Consider the following 17,446-nt stretch of genomic DNA (forward strand, 5'->3'; position numbering starts at 1 on the left):
GGTAAAATCGATGCTTCCCGGGGGTGCACTGGCTTCGACGGGGGTCGCGAAATTACTTGGCGCATGCCGAGGGGGTAGCTTTCCTCGTTAATCCAGCTGCAAAACTCTAGTTGCCAACGACGACAACTACGCTCTCGCCGCTTAAGGCGTAAGCCCCGAACCCACTTGTGCCCGTGCTCGTGGATGTAGGGTCATTATCACGGAACCGGCTGTGATGGCTGCCTGTCAGTCACGGCTTAACCAAAACAGGCTGGTCCCGCGGTGCGCTTTGCACACCGTGCTGCTGCGGGACGAGACCCAACGGTGAGCTAAGCATGTAGTGCCGGGGATGGAGTGCCTTCGGACGCGGGTTCGACTCCCGCCACCTCCACCATCTACCAAAACCCCAACCGGTCACGGTTGGGGTTTTTCTTTGGAGGCCATTTTTCCCGCCTCCATTGGCGCCGGCAGGGGCGAGGGTCAGAGCAGCGGGGCCAGACGCGGTTCCAGCAGTGGACGGCGCCAGCCGGCCAGCTGGCCGTTCCAGCCGCTGCCGTCCTGCAGCGCTTCCAGCACCTTGCGCGAGGCGAGCAGGCCTTCCGGGAGCTGCAGCTCGGCGGCGACCGCGGCCACGGCTTCCTGCAGGGCACGCAGCTGCTTTTTGTCGCGATCATCGCCGCGTGCCATTGGTGCTTTCGATTCGTCGGCCAGCGGCGTGATCAAGGCTTCCCACAGTGGCGTGCGCAGGCTGCGCGGGGCTTTGGGGTTGGCATCCAGCAGGGCGTCGAAGCGCAGCCGGCTGTCCAGCTTCTGGCGGGCCAGCGCCACCGCCAGTTCGTTGTCGAGGATCCAGCTGCGGGGGCGGTCGCTGCTGCGCGCCTGCGCGTCGCGCCAGCGCAGCATGCGCAGCAGCCGGCGCTGGCCCTCCGCGTCGAGGAACTGCGCGCTGCGGATCGCAAGATGCGGCCAGCGCTCGCCGTCGTCACTGGCGGCATTGGCCAGTTGGCGGGCACTGTCTTCTTCCAGCCACGCGGTACGGCCGTTGCCGGCCAGGCGCGCCTGCAGGTCGCGATGGAGGGCGTGCAGGTGGCGCACGTCGTCGGCTGCGTATTCCAGCTGGGCGGGCGACAGCGGCCGGCGCAGCCAGTCGGAACGGGTTTCGCCCTTGGCCAGCTCCACCCCGGTCACGGCCTGCACCAGCTTCTGGTAGCCAAGGCCGGCCCCCAGCCCGCACATCGCGGCCGCGGCCTGGGTATCGAACAGCGGCGTCGGCAGGGTGCGGCAGGCGTACTGGAAAGCCACCAGGTCTTCGCTGGGGCTGTGCATCAGCTTCAGCACGTCGGGGTTGGCCAGCAGCGGGGCCAGCGCTTCGCGCATGCCGGGGCGCAGCGGGTCGACCAGCAGGATGTCGTCATCGCTTTCGCCCAGCGCGATCTGCACCAGGGCCAGCTGTGGCCAGTAGGTGCGTTCGCGGATGAACTCGGTGTCCAGGCCGATCGCGGCGGGCGGGTTCTCAAGGCGAGCGCGCAGCGCGCCGGGGGTATCGATCCAATGTGTCATCCGCACATTATGCGGTTGCCGGAGGCTGGCCCATGCCCTAAGTTCGTCGGCACCGCCAATCGGCGGGTGCAGGACTGATGGAGCTGGAGTTTGCGCGCAGGAGGTTTCCTCATCCCGCTGTTGCTGCTGCTGGCCGGTTGCAAGCCGGAACCGGAGGCGCCGGCACTGGCACTGCAACCGGTGCCGGCGCAGGAGCGGCTGCCGGCACCGGCGCCTGTGCTCGAACCCGGCCGGGTCAGCATCCGCGGCGATGACGCGCTGGCCGACGTGCTGAGCTGGACGCTGCCGGAAGCCCGCATCGACCAGCCGGCGCGCGCCCGCGCCAATGCGCGGCGGGCGCTGGCCAAGGGTGATCTGTTCGAAACCGGCGAATCGGCGATCCCGCTGCTGCTGGCGCTGCGCAAACTGGAGCCGGACAGTGCCCAGGACGCGCGATTGCTGGAAAAGGCCCGCGCTGCGCTGCTGGCGCAGGCGTGGATGGCGCTGGATGCCGGCGAAGACCTGGCGTCGCTGCGCTATGCCCAGCGCCACGGCACCGTGCTGCGCACGCTGTGGCCCGAGCTGCCGGAGGCGAAGACCTATCTGGATGCGGTGGATCGGGCCGGCCAGGCCTTCGACCTGTGCCTTGCCGGAGAGCGCGCGCTGCGGGCGGGGAATCTGGACGCCCCGGGCGGCGCGCTGGAACTGTTTCGCCAGGCGCAGGCGCTGTGGCCGCTGCAGACCCGCGCCCAGCGCGGCATCGCCGCGGTCGAGGCCGCGGTGCTGGTGGAGGCACAGGCGCTGGCGGCGGGCGGGGATTTCGAGGGCGCCTATGCAGAACTGGCACGGGCAGGGCGCGTGCGCAATGACGCGGAGGCGATCACGGCGACGCGGCAACGCATCGAGGCGATGCGCACCGACCGGATCCGCCGGTTGGGCGATGAGGGCCTGATGGCGCTGGCCGACCCCGCCGGCCTGCAGTTCGCCCGCGAGCGGCTGGCCGAGATCCTGCGGATCGCGCTGCCCGGCACCGGTGCCGGCGTGGCGCTGCGCCAGCGCATTGATCTGGTGGGTCATTACGGGCTGTTCCGCCCTGGTCAGGTGTTCACCGAGGAAATGCAAGCGGGCGGGCGTGGACCAGCGCTCAGCGTGCTGCCGCGTGGCGGTTTCATGATGGGTGCGCCGGAAGACGAGGAGGGCGCGACTCTGGACGAACAGCCGCGGCATCAGGTGCGTCTGGATCGCGGTTTCGCAATGACCCGGCACGAAATCACGGTGGGCCAGTTCCGGCGTTTCGTCCAGGCCACGGGTTTCGTGCCGCGCGCCACCCAGCGCGGCCACTCGCTGGCTTACGACGCGCGCAGCGGCAATTTCCTGCGCGGCAGTGGCATCGACTGGCAGTCCGGCTACGACGGCCGTCCGGCCGCGGACGACATGCCGGTGATCCACGTCACCGCCCGCGATGCCGAGGCTTACGCAGCGTGGCTGTCGGCGCAGACCGGCGCGCACTACCGCCTGCCCAGCGAGGCCGAGTTCGAGTACGCCCTGCGGGCGGGGGGACAGGCGCTCTACCCATGGGGCGCGGGTGCGCCTCCGGCGAGCGTCGGCAACCTCGCCGGTGGCAGGGACGTGTCGGCACGCGGGCGACGCTGGAGCAATGCCTTCCTTGGCTATGGCGACGGCTGGTGGGGGCCGGCGCCGGTGGGCAGCTTCGCGCCGAATGCCTACGGCTTGTACGACATGGCGGGCAACGTCAGCGAGTGGGTTGCGGATTGCTGGCACCGCGGCTACCGGCGCGCGCCGGCCAACGGCCAGGCCTGGGTGAATCCGGGCTGCCGTACGCGGATGTATCGTGGCGGTTCTTGGGCCAGCGCCCCGGCGCAGGCGCGTTCGGCGTGGCGGGCCTCGGGCGGCGTCGACGTGACCAACGCGCGGGTGGGTTTCCGGCTGGTGCGGCAGCTGTGAGAAGGATGCTCACGCCGTGTTGAGGGGCGCCCGCTAGTCTTTTCGCCGATGCCCGAGACGGGCCGGAGGACACGATGAACCGCAATCCGATTGGAACCCGCCGTGGTGGCGGCCTGCGCATCTGGGTGTTGGTGCTTTTTGCCGGTTATGCGGCGTGGTACTGGTACTCCAACCGCAGCGTGGATGCGCTGACCGGCGAGACGGTGGTGATCGACAAGAACATCTCGCCCGAGCAGGAAACAGCGTTGGGCCTGCAGGCCTACCAGGAGGTGCTGCAGCAGGAGCGCCCGCTGCCGGCGGATGCGCAGGTCTCGCGACAGGTCGGTGCGATCGCGCAACGGCTGATTGCCAAGATCCCGCCGGTGTCCGATGCCTTGGCCGCCGAAAACGGAATGCAGGCGAGCCACATCGAGAAGTCCTTCGACTGGAAGGTGACGGTGCTGGAATCCGACCAGGTCAATGCATTCTGCCTGCCGGGGGGCAAGATGGCGGTGTATACCGGCTTGCTGCCGGTGGCCCAGAACGCCGACGCGGTGGCCGTGGTGATGGGGCACGAAATCGCCCACGCGCTGCTGCGCCACGGCGCACAGCGCATGACCCGCGGCAAGCTGGAGCAGATCGGACAGATGGCCGGAGCGGCCAGCGGCATGGACCAGAACACCATGCAGGCGGTGATGCAGGCCTATGGCTACGGCAGCGCGCTGCCATATGCGCGCAGCCAGGAAACCCAGGCCGACGAACTGGGGCTGATGCTGGCAGCAGCGGCCTGCTTCGATCCGCGCGAATCGGTGCCGCTATGGGAGCGCATGGATCGGAACTCGGGCGGTGGCGCGCCGCCGGAATTCGCCTCCACCCATCCCAGCGCCGGTACCCGCATCCAGCAGCTGCAGGCGCTGATGCCGAAGGCACTGGCCTACCAGGCGAAGTTCTGCGAAACGGCCGCCAGCGCCGCGCGCTGACGGCGCACTGCCACGCTTGCGAGCGGCTTGCGCATCATCCCGCATGACTCGTGGCGACGGGTCCATCTGCCTTGACGGCTGCGGGCGCGCAGCGCTGTGATCGACTACAGCCACCACGCCAGCGCGAACAGGCCCAGCATGGCAAACGCCAGTGCGAGCTTGAGCGCGGTGCCGAGCAACAGGCCTACCCAGGTGCCTGCGCCGACCTTGGTGGCGTGGCCCACCCGATGTGGATGCAGGCTGCGGTGATGGGCCAGCTCACCGGCCAGTGCGCCGATGAACGGGCCGAACAGCAAACCGGGCAAGCCGAACAGCAGTCCCACCAGGGTGCCGATGGCCGCGCCCCACATCGCCATCCGGCTGGCGCCGACGCGCCGGGCGCCGTGGGCCGTGGCCCAGAAATCCACGGCCACCGACACCAGCGTCAACATCGCCAGCACGATCAGCGCGGGCGCGCCGATGGCCTGGAAACTACCAGCCCACGCCGCCAGCAGCATGCCGGCGAACATCAGCGGTATCCCCGGCAGCACCGGCAACACGGTGCCCAGCAGGCCGACGAGGATCAGCAACGCGGCGATCAGGTAGTAGATCGTGGTGGAATCCATGGCGGCTCGCAGCGGGCAGGGCGGGGCATTGTGCCGGGTGTGAGAACGGCCCGCACCGGGCGGGCCGTTCAGCGGCACCAGCTGGAGGGAGGGGCGCGCGGTCAGCGCAGGTAGGCCTGGCCGTTTTCGATCCGCACCCGCGCGCCCTCGCGGAAGCCGGAGACATTCGACTGGGTGACCTTCACCGTGCGGCCGTCGTCCATGCGCACGTGAACGGTGTAGCCCTCGCTGCGGTTCTTCTGGATGGCGCTGCCCGCCGCTGCGCCGGCGGCGGCACCGGCCACGGCGGAAATGTTCTGGTTACCCTTGCTGCCGCCGGTGTGGGCCGATACCTCATGGCCGGCAACGGCACCAATCAGGCCACCGATGAGGGCGCCGGAGGTCCCGGAGGCGCCGCCGACGGTGATCTGGGTGACGGTGCCGCAGTTGCCGCAGGTATTGTCGTACCCGCTATAGCTGGCGCTGCCGCCGTAGCCGCCCCCGCCATAGGCGGGCGCGGTGCTGGCGCAGCCGGCGCTCGCTCCCAGTGCGAGCGCGAGGGCGGCGGTGCCGAGGATGGTGTGGATGCGAACAGCCATGTTCTGTCTCCTTTCAGTACGCGGGGATCGCGGGGGAATGGAATACCTTGACACCCCGATCCTGTGCCGCGGCGCATGAACGACAGCCACATCCGCCTCTTGCGCGCGGGATGCGCTCAGCAGGGGTTCACCGCGGTGCAGCCGGAGTGAAGGGCAGGGCTGTTTCGATGGCCAAAGAGAAAGCCGCCCGGGGGCGGCTTCTTCGTGTGCAGCATGGAGACGCTGCAATCAGCCGCGGAAGTCGCGATGGCAGGCCTTGCAGGAATCACCCAGCGACTTCATCGTGCCGGCCAGGCTCTGGCAGCTCAGCGGCGGCGCGCTGACGGCCTTGTCGGCAGCGGCCCGCATTGCCGCGGCGGCGGTGCGGAAGCGCTCGTCGTCGCGCAGGTCGGGGAAGGCGGGTTCAAGGTCGTTGCCCAGCATCCGCAGGGTCTGCAGGTGCGGCAGCACGTCGGTGGCGCCGCAGCGGTTCTGCTCCATTGCCGCCTTCAGCTGACCCATGTGCCAGCCCTGCACTTCCATCAGCGAATCCGGGAAATGGTCTTTGCGCGCATCGAGTGCACGCATCGCCATGACCGTGGCAATCGCGCCAACCACCAGGCCGAGGATGAGCAGGAACAGATAGCGCCCGGCGTTGGACGAACGGGTAGCGGCAGGCTTGCCGGCGGGATCGGGATTGGACATGGCGTCTCCGGAGGAATCGGATGGAAGTGGAACCCGTGGATGGTGGCACAGCGGCCCCGGTCGCGTAACCACCGGTGCATCGCTCCATGCGGATGGACGCACCGGGGTGGGCGGGGGCGACAGTCACCAGCCCATGTGGTGCCCGCCGTTGATGTCGAGGTTGCTGCCGGTGATCCAGCCGGCCTGTTCGTCGGCAAGGAAGCCGACGCCATAGGCGATCTCTTCCGGCGTGCCGAGGCGGCCGGTGGGGATGTCGGCGATGATCTTGGCGCGCACCTCTTCCGGCACTGCCATCACCATGTCCGTGGCGATGTAGCCCGGGCTGATGGTGTTCACGGTGATCCCGTTCCTGGCGTTCTCGCGCGCCAGCGAAATGGTGAAGCCGTGCATGCCGGCCTTCGCCGCCGCGTAGTTCGCCTGCCCGTACTGGCCCTTCAGTCCGTTGATCGAGCTGATCTGGATGATCCGCCCCCATTTGCGATCGCGCATGCCCTCGATCACCGGGCGGGTGACGTTGAAGCAGGAGTTGAGGTTGGTATTGATCACGTCCATCCACTGGTCGGCCTTCATCCGGTGGAAGGTGCCGTCGCGGGTGATGCCGGCGTTGTTGACCAGAATGTCGATCGGGCCGAGGGTCGCCTCGACCTCGCGCACCATCGCTTCCGCCTCCTGTGGCGAGGTAACGTCGCCTTTCACGATGGCGACGTCGAAACCCTCCGCCTTCATCTTCTCCTGCCAGGCGCGCGCCTTTTCCTCGTTGCGGTAATTGGTGGCGACCTTGTGGCCCATTCCGGCCAGACGCTTGACGATCGCGGTGCCGATGCCGCCGGTGCCACCGGTGACCAGTGCAACTCTGGAAGTCATGTACAGCTCCTCGTGAAGGGCGGAAGACGGATGTCCCGATTCTAGGCACGGGTGATGGCGTTTGCGTTGTGCGCTGCGGCGCAAACGCTGCGGGCCTGGAGGGGAACGCGATCCAGCCGGAATGCGGCCAGCGCCCTGTCCAGGAAGGCCGTCGCGGAGGGCGTGGTGGCGTCGGCAAGTGGCGCTTGGCCAAGGCAGTTCCACAACCGCTGGAGCGTCACCAGCGGTTCGTCCACGCGCACCGGCAGCGCGGCCTCGGACTTCGACAGCTTGCGGCCGTCCGCGCCCAGCAGCAGGGGCAGGTGCGCGTGCCGCGGCGTCGGCAGGCCCAATGCACGCTGCAGCAGGACCTGCCGGGGGGTGGAGTCCAGCAGGTCGGCGCCGCGCACCACGTCGGTGATGCCCTGGTCGGCATCGTCCACCACCACGGCCAGCTGATAGGCCCAAAGGCCGTCGCTGCGGCGCAGCACGAAGTCGCCGACCTCCAGGTCCACGCGCTGGGCCACATGGCCATGGATGGCATCATCGAAAGCGATGCTGCAGCCGTCCGGCACGCGCAGGCGGATGGCCGGATCCGGTCGCCGGCGGCCCGCCACGCAGCGCCGGTGGATGCCGCCGGCCGCCGCCAGCTCGCTGCGGCTGCAATGGCATTCGAACGCCCAGCCGCCCGCCAGCAGGCGCTCCAGCGCGGCCTGGTAGAGGGGGGCGCGCCGGCTCTGGTATTCGACCGGGCCATCGGGGTGCAGGCCGAACGCCGCCAGCGTGTCCAGCTGCGCCAGCGCCGCGCCCGGGACTTCCCGCGGCGGGTCGATGTCCTCGATCCGCACCAGCCACTCCCCGCCGGCCTGGCGCGCCAGCAGCCAGCTGCCCAGCGCGGCGAGCATCGACCCGGCGTGCAGCGGCCCGCTGGGGGAAGGCGCGAAGCGGCCGCGGTAGCGTGGCCCGCTCACGGATTCAGGGAGGTGTATTGATTTCGCACTTGGTCGGCCACACTACCCGGGTAGCCGCGCATCGGGCGCGGAAGGATCGGAATTATCCATGTTCAATCGTGTTTTCCTCTTCCTGGCGACCAACCTGGCGGTGCTGGCCCTGGTCAGCATCGTGATGTCCGTGTTCGGGGTGAATCCCAACCAGTTCGGCGGCCTGCTGGTCATGGCCGCGCTGTTCGGCTTCGGCGGCTCGATCATCTCGCTGCTGCTGTCGAAGTGGATGGCCAAGCGCAGCACCGGTGCCCACGTCATCGAGCAGCCGCGCAACGAGGCCGAGCAGTGGCTGCTGTCCACCGTGCGCCGGCAGGCCGAGGCGGCCGGCATCGGCATGCCCGAGGTGGCGATCTACGACGCCCCCGAGATCAACGCCTTCGCCACCGGCGCCAACCGCAACAACGCGCTCGTGGCGGTGTCCACCGGCCTGCTGCGGGCGATGAACCGCGACGAGGCCGAGGCGGTGCTGGCGCACGAGGTCAGCCACGTCGCCAACGGCGACATGGTGACAATGGCGCTGCTGCAGGGCGTGCTCAACACCTTCGTGATCGTGCTGGCCCGCGTGGTCGGCCGGGTGGTGGACGGCGCGATCAGCGGCAACCGCGACAGCGATGCGCCGGGCTTCGGCTACTACATCATCGTGTTCGTGCTGGAGATGGTCTTCGGCGTGTTCGCCTCGATGATCGCGATGTGGTTCTCGCGCCACCGCGAGTTCCGCGCCGATGCCGGCGGTGCTTCGCTGGCTGGCCGCCACAAGATGATCGCCGCGCTGGAGCGGCTGGCGCAGACCCACGGCGCCAGCACCCTCCCCAAGCAGGTGGCGGCGTTCGGCATCAGTGGCGGGATGAGCGGTCTGCTGCGCAGCCATCCGCCGCTGGAGGACCGCATCGCGGCGCTGCGCCAGGCCGGTTGATCCGGGAACGCCTGAATGCACCACGCGAAGCCCGCCACCCGGCGGGCTTCGTCGTTCTCAGGCGTCGAACTCGCTCAGGCGTCGAACTCGTAGTTCATGTCCGGGCCGGCGATGGCCAGGAAGTTGCCCTCGACATAGTCGATGCCCTGCGAGAACAGGATGCTCATGCTGGCGGCGTCCTGCACGAACTCGGCGATGCTCTGGATGCCGAGGTCACGGGCCTTCTGCGCCAGTTCGCGCACCCGGTTCTGGTTGGCCTGGTTCTTCGACAGGTCTTCCATGAAGCTGCGGTCGATCTTGACGAAGCCCGGGGTGAAATGGGACAGCAACTGGAACGAGTCCAGCCCGGCGCCGAACTGTTCGAGCACCAGCTTGCAGCCCAGCCTGCCGATCGCAGCGGCGAAATCCTGGGTGGCGCGCAGGTTGATGAACACCTTGGACTCGGGCAGTTGCAGCAGCAGCGCGTCGCCGGGGACCCCGTGCGCGGCCAGCTGCTCGCCGATGTAGGCAGGCAGGGTGGAGTCCTGCAGGGAGGCCTGGGTGATCTTCACCAGCAGCGTCACCGGCTTGCCGGCGCGCGCGCGCGCGCCAAGCACCGAGATGGCATGACCGATCACCCAGCGGTCGATCTGCCCCAGCAGCCCGTGTTCCTCGGCGATCGGCAGGAAGTTCATCGGCGTGATGGTTTCGCCGGTGCCCGATTCCAGCCGCAGGTAGCTTTCGTACATCGCCCGCGGCTCGCCCAGCAGGTGGATGATCGGCTGGTAGTGGAGCAGGAAGCGGTCGTTGGCCAGCGCGTCGTGCAGGCGGTCCACCCAAGCCTGGATGCGTTCTTCCTCGGCGCGATCGGTGGCGCTGGGGTCGAACACTTCGGCATGGTTGCCGCCCACGCCCAGCGAGGACTGCAGGCATTGGCTGGCCTTGGCCAGCACCTGGGTGACGCTGGCGATCTTCTCGCCGATCTGCACGCCGCCAATGCTGGCGGTGATGGTGCTGGAGCTGCCACCGACCTCGAACAACCGCGCCGCGAACGCGTCGATGATGCGATCGGCGAGCGCAGCGGTGCGTGCGTGATCGCCGCGGGCCAGCACCGCGAAACTGTGCTCGCTGAAACGCGCGGCGTGGACGCTGCCGTCGGCCAGCTGCTCGCCCACCACCTGGCGGATGCAGTCGGCGATCGCCGCCAGCAGGTCGTCGGCGCTGTCCAGTCCGATCTCCTGCAGGATGCGCTGGTAGTTGTCAGGCTCCAGCAGCAGCAGGCCGTACTGGGCGCGCTGCTGGGCGGCTTCGGCCACCGCGTCTTCGAGCACGCGCAGGAAGGTGGGGCGGTTGAGCAGGCCGGTGCTCTGGTCGCGCTGGCGCAGTTCCTCGACCTCGCGGGCCAGCTCCGGGTCCACCTCGGCGGCCTGGTGGCGGAAGATCACCTGCTGGCAGGCCTCGCCCTGGTATTGCGCGGCGGTGAATTCCATCACCGCCGGGAACTCGTTGCCGTCGGCGTCGTGCGCGGTCAGCTCGTAGCGCGGCGGCGCTTCCTCGCCCTTGGACAGGCTCTTGAGCAGCGCCTTGAACGCGGTCACGTCGCCGGGCGCCACCAGGTCGAGCAGCGACATGCCCTCGATGTCCTCGAACGATTCGAAGCCGAACATCTCCAGGTAGGCCTGGTTGGCCCGGATGTGCATGCCTTCGTGGATGTATGCGATGGGCTCGCGCGAGGAATCGATCAGCATGTCGCAGCGGCGCTGGGTCTCGCGCATCTGCGCCTCCAGCCGGCGCTGGGTGCGACGGGCCTCCAGCGCCTGCCATTCCGTCTGCACGGTCTTCAGGAACTGCTGCGGGCGGTCGCGCAGGGCCACCGCCTGCGCGCCCAGCGCCTGCACGTTCTCGAGGATGTCGTCGCTGATGCCGTCCAGCGTGGCCAGCAGCGGGACGTCGCGGCCGCAGCCGATGACCGCCTTGGCCACCTGCTCGAAGGGCAGCAGGGCGGAGGCATAGTCGGCCAGCACCATGTCGACCGGTTGCCCGGCCAGCATCTCGACCATCTCATCCAGCGATTCCGGGCGCAGTGGGCGCACCGCGGTACCGGCGTTGCGCAGGCGGCTGACCAGGGCCTCGGCCTCGTTGACCAGATCGGCCACCAGCATCAGTCGCAGCGCAATGTCTTTGCCTGTGGCCATGCGGAAGATCTTGCGGTGTTCGTTGCCGACAGGCTACATCATCCTGCCGCGGCTGTAGCCCCCCGCAGAAGAGGGGTCTTGCCCGGCTGGCCGGCGATTTCACGCACCAGCTTCGGCACCAGGTAACCCGGCAGGCGCGCCGCCAGCGCGGCATGCAGTGCCAGAGCGGTGGCGTCGTCGACCTCGAAGTGGGCGGCGCCGGCGACGCGATCCAGCTGGTGCAGGTAGTAGGGCAGCACGCCGGCTTCGTGACCGCGCTCGCACAGAGCGGCCAGTGCCTCGACGGAGTCGTTGACCCCGCGCAGCAGCACCGCCTGGTTGAGCAGGGTGGCGCCGGCTGCCCGCAACGCCGCCATCGCGGCATCGACCGACGGGTCGAATTCGTTGGCGTGGTTGGCGTGGACGACCACTGCGACCGGCCAGGGCAGGCCGCGCAGCCACGCCAGCAGGCCCCCGTCCACCCGCTCCGGCAGCACGATCGGCAGGCGGGTGTGGATGCGCAGTCGGCGGAGGTGCGGGATGCCGCGCAGCGCGTCGGTCAGTTCGGCCAGCTTGTGGTCGGCCAGCGACAGCGGGTCGCCGCCGGACAGGATCACCTCGTGCACCGTGGCATCGGCCGCGATCAGTGCCACCGCCTCGCGCCAGCCGCCGGCCGCCGCGGTGTCCTCGGCATAGGGATAGTGGCGGCGGAAGCAGTAGCGGCAGTTGACCGCGCAGCTGCCGGTGGCGATCAGCAGGGCGCGGCCGTTGTATTTCTGGATCACGCCGTGGCCGCTGCGGGCAGCGGTGTCGCCGACCGCATCCAGGGCGAAGCCGGGGGCCACCTGGTCCTCGTCCAGCACCGGCAGCACCTGCCGCAGCAGCGGATCCCGTGCATCGCCGGGACGCATGCGGGCGACGAAGCCGCGCGGGACGCGCAGCGGGAACTGCTGGGTGGCGGCGTCGGACAGGCCATCGGCCAGGGTGTCCAGGCCCAGCATCGCGAGCAGCTGGCGGGGGTCGCGCACGGCGTCGCGCCACAGCGCCTGCCAGCGCTGTTGCTCGCCTTGCTGCAATGGGGTAGGGGCTGCGGGTATCATGTCGGGCTGCAAGAAAACCGTTCCGGCCACGCCGGAATCCTCGCCAAACTCACAGTTTAGCCGCCCGGACGGGTGGCCCCAAGGAGCACCCATGGCCACTCTGGGCATGAACGACGTCAAATCCGGCCAGAAGATCCTCGTCAACAACGAGCCCGCGGTCATTTTCGAAACCGATTACGTGAAGCCGGGCAAGGGCCAGGCCTTCACCCGCGTGCGCTACCGCCAGATCCGCACTGGCCGGGTGCAGGAAATCACCATGAAGTCCACCGATTCGGTGGAGGCCGCGGACGTGGTCGATACCGACATGCAGTACCTGTACACCGATGGCGAGTACTGGCACTTCATGAACCAGGAGACCTTCGAGCAGGTGCAGGCCGACAAGGCCGGCGTCGGTGATGCCGCCAAGTGGATCAAGGGCGAGGAAGACTGCGTGGTCACCCTGTTCAACGGCAACCCGATCCAGGTGACCCCGCCGAACTTCGTCGAGCTGAAGATCGTCGAAACCGATCCGGGCGTGAAGGGTGATACCGCCGGCACCGGTGGCAAGCCGGCCACCCTGGAAACCGGCGCAGTGGTGCGCGTGCCGCTGTTTGTCGCCCAGGATGAAATCATCAAGGTCGATACCCGCAGCGGCGAATACGTCAGCCGGGTGAAGTAAGCAATGACGGATACCGCCCCGCAGCCCTGCGATCTGCTGATCGAAGCCGGCTGGGTGGTCCCGGTGGTCCCGCACGGCGTGGTCCTCCCGGATCACGCCGTTGCCGTTTCTGCCGGCGCCATCGTTGCCGTGCTGCCCATCGCCGAGGCACGCACGCGCTTCGCTGCGAAGGAAACCGTGTCGCGCCCGGACGCCGCGCTGATCCCCGGCTTGGTCAACGCCCACACCCACAACCCGATGACCCTGCTACGCGGGATCGCCGACGACCTGCCGTTGATGAACTGGTTGCGCGAGCACATCTGGCCGGTGGAAGCGGCGGTGATCGGGCCGGAGTTCGTGGCCGACGGCATGGCGCTGTCGATCGCCGAGATGCTGCGCGGCGGCACCACCTGCGCCAACGAGAACTACTTCTTCCCCGACGTGCAGGCCGGCGTCTACAAGAAGCACGGTTTCCGCGCGCTGGTTGGCGCGGTGATCATCGATTTCCCCAGTGCCTGGGCGAAGTCGGACGACGAATACTTCGACCGCGCCTGCGAACTGCACGATGCCTGGCGCCTTGATCCGCTGGTCGGTACCGCGTTCGCCCCGCACGCGCCTTACACGGTCAACGACGCCAATTTCGAGCGCGTGCGGATGCTGTCCGACCAGCTCGATGTGCCGGTGCACCTGCACACCCACGAGACCGCGCAGGAAGTCGCCGACTCGATCAGCCTGCACGGCCAGCGTCCGCTGGCGCGGCTGGACCGGCTGGGTCTGGTCAACGACCGGCTGATCGCGGTGCACATGACCCAGCTCACCGAGGCCGAGATCCACCTGTGCGCCGAGCGTGGCGTCAGCGTGGTGCATTGCCCGGAATCCAACCTCAAGCTGGCTTCGGGCTTCTGCCCGGCCTGCGCGCTGCTGAAGGCGGGCGTGAACCTCGCCATCGGCACCGACGGCTGCGCCAGCAACAACGACCTCGACATGTTCGGCGAGACCCGCACTGCCGCGCTGCTGGGCAAGGCAGTGGCCAACGATGCCGCCGGCTTCTCCGCGTTCGAGGCCCTGCACGCGGCCACGCTGGGCGGTGCCAGGGCGCTTGGCTTCGATGCGCGCATCGGCAGTATTGAAGCCGGCAAGCGCGCCGACCTGGTGTGCGTGGACCTGTCGCAGCTCGAGACGCAGCCGCTGCACCACGTGGTCTCGCAGCTGGTCTACGCCACCGGTCGCCAGCAGGTCAGCGACGTCTGGATCGACGGCGTGGCCAAGCTGCGCCAGCGCGTGCTGGCGGACATGGACATCGACGCCATCGTCGCCAACGCCAGGCAGTGGCGCCAGCGCATTGCCGCCATCCAACGATGATTTTCCTCCCGCAGGGATCCGCAGGACGCCACCCATGAGCGAAACCGCCCAGACCAATTTCCACCAGGCCGAGCTCGACAAGTTCGACGAGCTGGCCCAGCGCTGGTGGGACCCCAGCGGTCCGCAGAAGGCGCTGCACGCGCTGAACCCGGCGCGGCTGGGCTATGTGGCGGAGCGGACCACCCTGCGCGATGCGGCCGTGCTGGACGTGGGCTGCGGCGGCGGCCTGCTCAGCGAGGCCCTGGCCAAGGCCGGCGCCCGCGTCACTGCCATCGACCTGGCGCCGAACCTGCTGAAGGTCGCGCGCCTGCACGGCCTGGAGTCGGGCGTGAAGGTCGAATACCGGCAACTGGCGGTGGAAGCGCTGGCCGAGGAGGTGCCGGGCTCGTTCGATGTCGTCACCTGCATGGAGATGCTCGAGCACGTGCCCGATCCGGCCTCCATCGTGCGCGCCTGCGCGACCCTGCTGAAGCCGGGCGGACGCCTGTTCCTGTCCACCCTCAACCGCACCCCGGCCGCGTTCGCGCTGGCCATCGTCGGCGCGGAATACGTGGCACGGCTGCTGCCCAAGGGCACCCACCAGTACCGCGACTTCATCAAGCCCTCCGAACTGGCGCGGCTGCTGCGCGAGGCCGGGCTGGCGCTGGAGGACGTCAGCGGCCTGATGTACGAGCCGTGGCGCAACGCCGCGCGGGTAGTCCGGCGTACCGACGTCAACTACCTGGCCTGCGCGCGCAGGCCGGAATGAGCCCGGTGTTTCCGAAGCTGGTGCTGTTCGACCTCGACGGCACCCTGCTCGACAGTGCGCCGGACATGGTGGCCACCGTCAACCAGATGCGCGCTGCAAGTGGACAGGGGCCGATGGCGCTGGAGGCGCTGCGCCCGCACGTGTCCAAGGGCTCGCGGGCGATGAGCGCGGCGGCGTTCCCGCAGCTGGGCGGGGACGTGCCGGGGGAGATGATCCGCGAATTCCTCGACATCTACGAGCAGGTGCTGGGCAAGCACAGCGTGCTGTTCGACGGCGTGGCCGAGCTGCTGGACGCCATCGAGGCCGCCGGCAGCCGCTGGGGCATCGTCACCAACAAGCCGGAATACCTGGCCCGACAGGTGCTGCCGGCACTGGGTTGGGAAACGCGCAGTGCCATCCTCATCGGCGGCGATACCCTTCCCGAACGCAAGCCGCATCCGCTGCCGCTGCTGCACGCCGCGGCAGAACTCGGCGTCGCCATCGACGACTGCGTGTACGTCGGCGACGACCGCCGCGACATCGACGCCGCCCGTGCCGCCGGCATGCGCTCGGTGGTCGCACTCTGGGGTTACCGCCCGGATGGCGACGAGCCGGCGGTGTGGGGGGGCGACGTGATGGTGGCAACGCCGCGCGACCTGCTCGGCGGGATCCCCACCCGCTGATCAGAGCAGGCCGGCCGGCTTCCACGCCTCCGCCCGCCTACAATTTCCCCATGACCGACAGCGCCTCCCTCGACAGTTTCCTCGCCAAGTGGCGGGCGCAGTGGCCGGAATGGGCCGTGGCGGAAGTGTTCCTGCCGGCAGCGCAGCGCCTGCGAGCGCGCGCCTGGCTGGCCCTGCGTGGCGAGCTTACCGAGGCGGCCTGGGGCGGGGACGATCCGACGCCCGGCGCGGCCAAACTGGGCTGGTGGGAAGAAGAACTCGCGGGCTGGTCGCGTGGCGCGCGCCGCCATCCCTTGGGGCTGGCGCTGCAGAAGCTGCCTGTGGACTGGTCGCTGCTGGTCGCCGGCATCCCCGCGCTGCGGGCCAGCCGCAGCCCCGAAGGCGACCGCGCGGCGAGCCTGCGCGGGCTGGAGCCGTTCGCACGCGCGCAGGCGGTGCTCGCCGCGCAGTTGTTTGACGCCACGCCGCCGGCATCCACGCAGGCGATGGCCGAAGCGCTGCTGGCCGAATGGGTATTGCACCTGCCGGTCCGCGGCGTGCCGGCGGCCGGCACCGATATCCCCAGTCTGCTGGCGTTGCCCCTGTTGCGGGATGCGCCCCGGGTCGAGCGCATCCATGCCGCGCTGGTGCGGACGCGGCTGGGCCGGTTGGCGCGTGGCGCCAAGGGCCCGCTGCCTGCGCCGGTAGCGCTGTGGGCCGCTTGGCGCGCCGCTCGCGGCTGACCAGCCTGGCGGCGCGGATGCACCAGAGCGTTGCGCGGGCGCTCATTCCCGCACCGGTACAATGTCGCGATGCACAAGACCGTTTCCCCCGTCTCCCTGCCCGATGTCGCCTTTGACGCGGTCGCGCTGGCGCGCCCGCTGGACTGGGTGGGAATGGACGGCATGGCCCTGCCCATCCGCCTGCCTGGCGAGGGAGGCACGCCGCTGCTGGTACCGGCCAGCGTCGATGTGGCCGTCAACCTGCGTGATCCCGACGCCCGCGGCATCCATATGTCGCGGTTGTACCTGCAACTGCAGGAAGGCCTTGCGAACGAAACCCTGGGTGCGCCCTCACTGCGGCGGTTGCTGGACGCCTGCATCGCCTCGCAGAAGGGCTTGGCCGAACGTGCGCGCCTGCGCCTGCGCTTCGACCACCTGCTGCTGCGCCGCGCCCTGCGGAGCGACAACGCCGGCTGGAAGCGCTACCCGGTGGAGATCGAGGCCGAGCTGGTCGATAGCCATTTGCGGCTGACCCTGGGGTTTTCGGTCGAGTACTCCAGCACCTGTCCGGCGTCTGCTGCGCTGTCGCGGCAGGCCAACGCGCAGCGCTTCGCCGAGGATTTCGCCGAAGCGCCGTCGCTGTCGGTGGCCGCTGTCCACGACTGGCTGGCCGGCGAGCGCGGCATGGCCGCCACCCCGCATGCGCAGCGCAGTCGCGCCGACGTGCGGGTGGAGCTGCGGCCGGCGTTCGACGAGCTGCCGCTGGCATCGCTGGTGGATGCGCTGGAAACCGCGCTGGGCACGCCGGTGCAGACGGCGGTCAAGCGCGAGGACGAGCAGGCGTTCGCGCAGGCCAATGCCGCCAACCTGATGTTCTGCGAGGACGCCGCGCGGCGGGTCTCCTCGGTGCTCGCGGCCGATGCGCGGATCGCCGCATGGAGCGCCCGCGTGGCCCATTTCGAAAGCCTGCACCCGCACGACGCCGTTGCCAGCGTCAGCGGGAGGAACGCCTGA

17 protein-coding genes and 1 other RNA gene are annotated in these 17,446 nt (G+C 69.3%); 10 read left to right on the forward strand and 8 right to left on the reverse strand.

Annotated features, from left to right (window positions below):
* Positions 1-19: 19 nt before the first annotated feature.
* Positions 20-373, forward strand: a transfer-messenger RNA (tmRNA) gene (gene ssrA / locus ICG51_RS13345).
* 86 nt (positions 374-459) lie between these two features.
* On the opposite strand, the gene rnd is transcribed toward ssrA, so the two are convergent.
* Positions 460-1,539 (reverse strand): ribonuclease D, encoded by a 1,080-nt coding sequence (gene rnd, locus ICG51_RS13350; RefSeq protein ID WP_190280810.1) that lies wholly within the window; start codon positions 1,537-1,539, stop codon positions 460-462.
* Positions 1,540-1,629: 90 nt separating this feature from the next.
* On the opposite strand from rnd, the gene ICG51_RS13355 reads away from it, so the two are divergent.
* Both ICG51_RS13355 and ICG51_RS13360 read left to right on the forward strand, forming a co-directional pair.
* Positions 1,630-3,483, forward strand: coding sequence for a formylglycine-generating enzyme family protein (locus ICG51_RS13355; protein ID WP_223809464.1), 1,854 nt, complete (start codon positions 1,630-1,632; stop codon positions 3,481-3,483).
* A 74-nt stretch (positions 3,484-3,557) separates the two neighbouring features.
* Positions 3,558-4,442, forward strand: coding sequence for a M48 family metallopeptidase (locus ICG51_RS13360; RefSeq protein WP_190280811.1), 885 nt, complete (start codon positions 3,558-3,560; stop codon positions 4,440-4,442).
* A gap of 104 nt (positions 4,443-4,546) precedes the next feature.
* Here the strand turns inward: ICG51_RS13360 and ICG51_RS13365 are convergent, their stop codons facing one another.
* The 5 genes from ICG51_RS13365 to gluQRS form a co-directional block, all read right to left on the reverse strand.
* A complete protein-coding gene (locus tag ICG51_RS13365) occupies positions 4,547-5,047 on the reverse strand; it encodes a DUF456 family protein (RefSeq protein WP_190280812.1) in 501 nt (166 codons plus the stop codon).
* 101 nt (positions 5,048-5,148) lie between these two features.
* A complete protein-coding gene (locus ICG51_RS13370) occupies positions 5,149-5,625 on the reverse strand; it encodes a glycine zipper 2TM domain-containing protein (RefSeq protein WP_190280813.1) in 477 nt (158 codons plus the stop codon).
* Positions 5,626-5,853: 228 nt separating this feature from the next.
* A complete protein-coding gene (locus ICG51_RS13375; RefSeq protein WP_190280814.1) occupies positions 5,854-6,309 on the reverse strand; it encodes a cytochrome c in 456 nt (151 codons plus the stop codon).
* Between the two features lie 123 nt (positions 6,310-6,432).
* The gene (phbB, locus tag ICG51_RS13380; RefSeq protein ID WP_190280815.1) at positions 6,433-7,173 is read right to left on the reverse strand and encodes an acetoacetyl-CoA reductase; all 741 of its coding nucleotides are present in this window, start codon (positions 7,171-7,173) and stop codon (positions 6,433-6,435) included.
* Positions 7,174-7,214: 41 nt separating this feature from the next.
* Positions 7,215-8,123 (reverse strand): tRNA glutamyl-Q(34) synthetase GluQRS, encoded by a 909-nt coding sequence (gene gluQRS / locus ICG51_RS13385; RefSeq protein WP_190280816.1) that lies wholly within the window; start codon positions 8,121-8,123, stop codon positions 7,215-7,217.
* An 88-nt stretch (positions 8,124-8,211) separates the two neighbouring features.
* Here gluQRS and htpX point away from each other — a divergent pair, with 88 nt between their 5' ends.
* Entirely contained in the window at positions 8,212-9,069 is an 858-nt protein-coding gene (gene htpX / locus ICG51_RS13390) for a protease HtpX (RefSeq protein ID WP_190280817.1), read from the forward strand.
* 74 nt (positions 9,070-9,143) lie between these two features.
* Here the strand turns inward: htpX and ICG51_RS13395 are convergent, their stop codons facing one another.
* Entirely contained in the window at positions 9,144-11,243 is a 2,100-nt protein-coding gene (locus ICG51_RS13395; protein WP_190280818.1) for a bifunctional diguanylate cyclase/phosphodiesterase, read from the reverse strand.
* Between the two features lie 38 nt (positions 11,244-11,281).
* Positions 11,282-12,322: an EF-P beta-lysylation protein EpmB gene (epmB, locus tag ICG51_RS13400; protein ID WP_190280819.1), complete on the reverse strand. Its 1,041-nt coding sequence runs from the start codon at positions 12,320-12,322 to the stop codon at positions 11,282-11,284.
* A 91-nt stretch (positions 12,323-12,413) separates the two neighbouring features.
* On the opposite strand from epmB, the gene efp reads away from it, so the two are divergent.
* The 6 genes from efp to folE2 all read left to right on the forward strand — a co-directional run bounded on the left by efp (position 12,414) and on the right by folE2 (position 17,446).
* Positions 12,414-12,980, forward strand: a complete 567-nt coding sequence (efp, locus tag ICG51_RS13405; protein WP_190280820.1) for an elongation factor P — start codon at positions 12,414-12,416, stop codon at positions 12,978-12,980.
* Positions 12,981-12,983: 3 nt separating this feature from the next.
* A complete protein-coding gene (locus tag ICG51_RS13410; RefSeq protein ID WP_190280821.1) occupies positions 12,984-14,321 on the forward strand; it encodes a TRZ/ATZ family hydrolase in 1,338 nt (445 codons plus the stop codon).
* A 34-nt stretch (positions 14,322-14,355) separates the two neighbouring features.
* Positions 14,356-15,069, forward strand: a complete 714-nt coding sequence (gene ubiG, locus ICG51_RS13415; RefSeq protein WP_190280822.1) for a bifunctional 2-polyprenyl-6-hydroxyphenol methylase/3-demethylubiquinol 3-O-methyltransferase UbiG — start codon at positions 14,356-14,358, stop codon at positions 15,067-15,069.
* Complete coding sequence (gene gph, locus ICG51_RS13420; protein ID WP_190280823.1) at positions 15,066-15,731, forward strand: phosphoglycolate phosphatase; 666 nt, start codon at positions 15,066-15,068, stop codon at positions 15,729-15,731. The genes ubiG and gph overlap by 4 nt, the downstream gene beginning before the upstream one ends.
* A 50-nt stretch (positions 15,732-15,781) precedes the next feature.
* Complete coding sequence (locus ICG51_RS13425) at positions 15,782-16,453, forward strand: hypothetical protein (protein WP_190280824.1); 672 nt, start codon at positions 15,782-15,784, stop codon at positions 16,451-16,453.
* A 69-nt stretch (positions 16,454-16,522) separates the two neighbouring features.
* A complete protein-coding gene (folE2, locus tag ICG51_RS13430) occupies positions 16,523-17,446 on the forward strand; it encodes a GTP cyclohydrolase FolE2 (RefSeq protein WP_190280825.1) in 924 nt (307 codons plus the stop codon).

The organism is Thermomonas sp. XSG (genome assembly GCF_014678725.1).
Classification (GTDB): domain Bacteria; phylum Pseudomonadota; class Gammaproteobacteria; order Xanthomonadales; family Xanthomonadaceae; genus Thermomonas.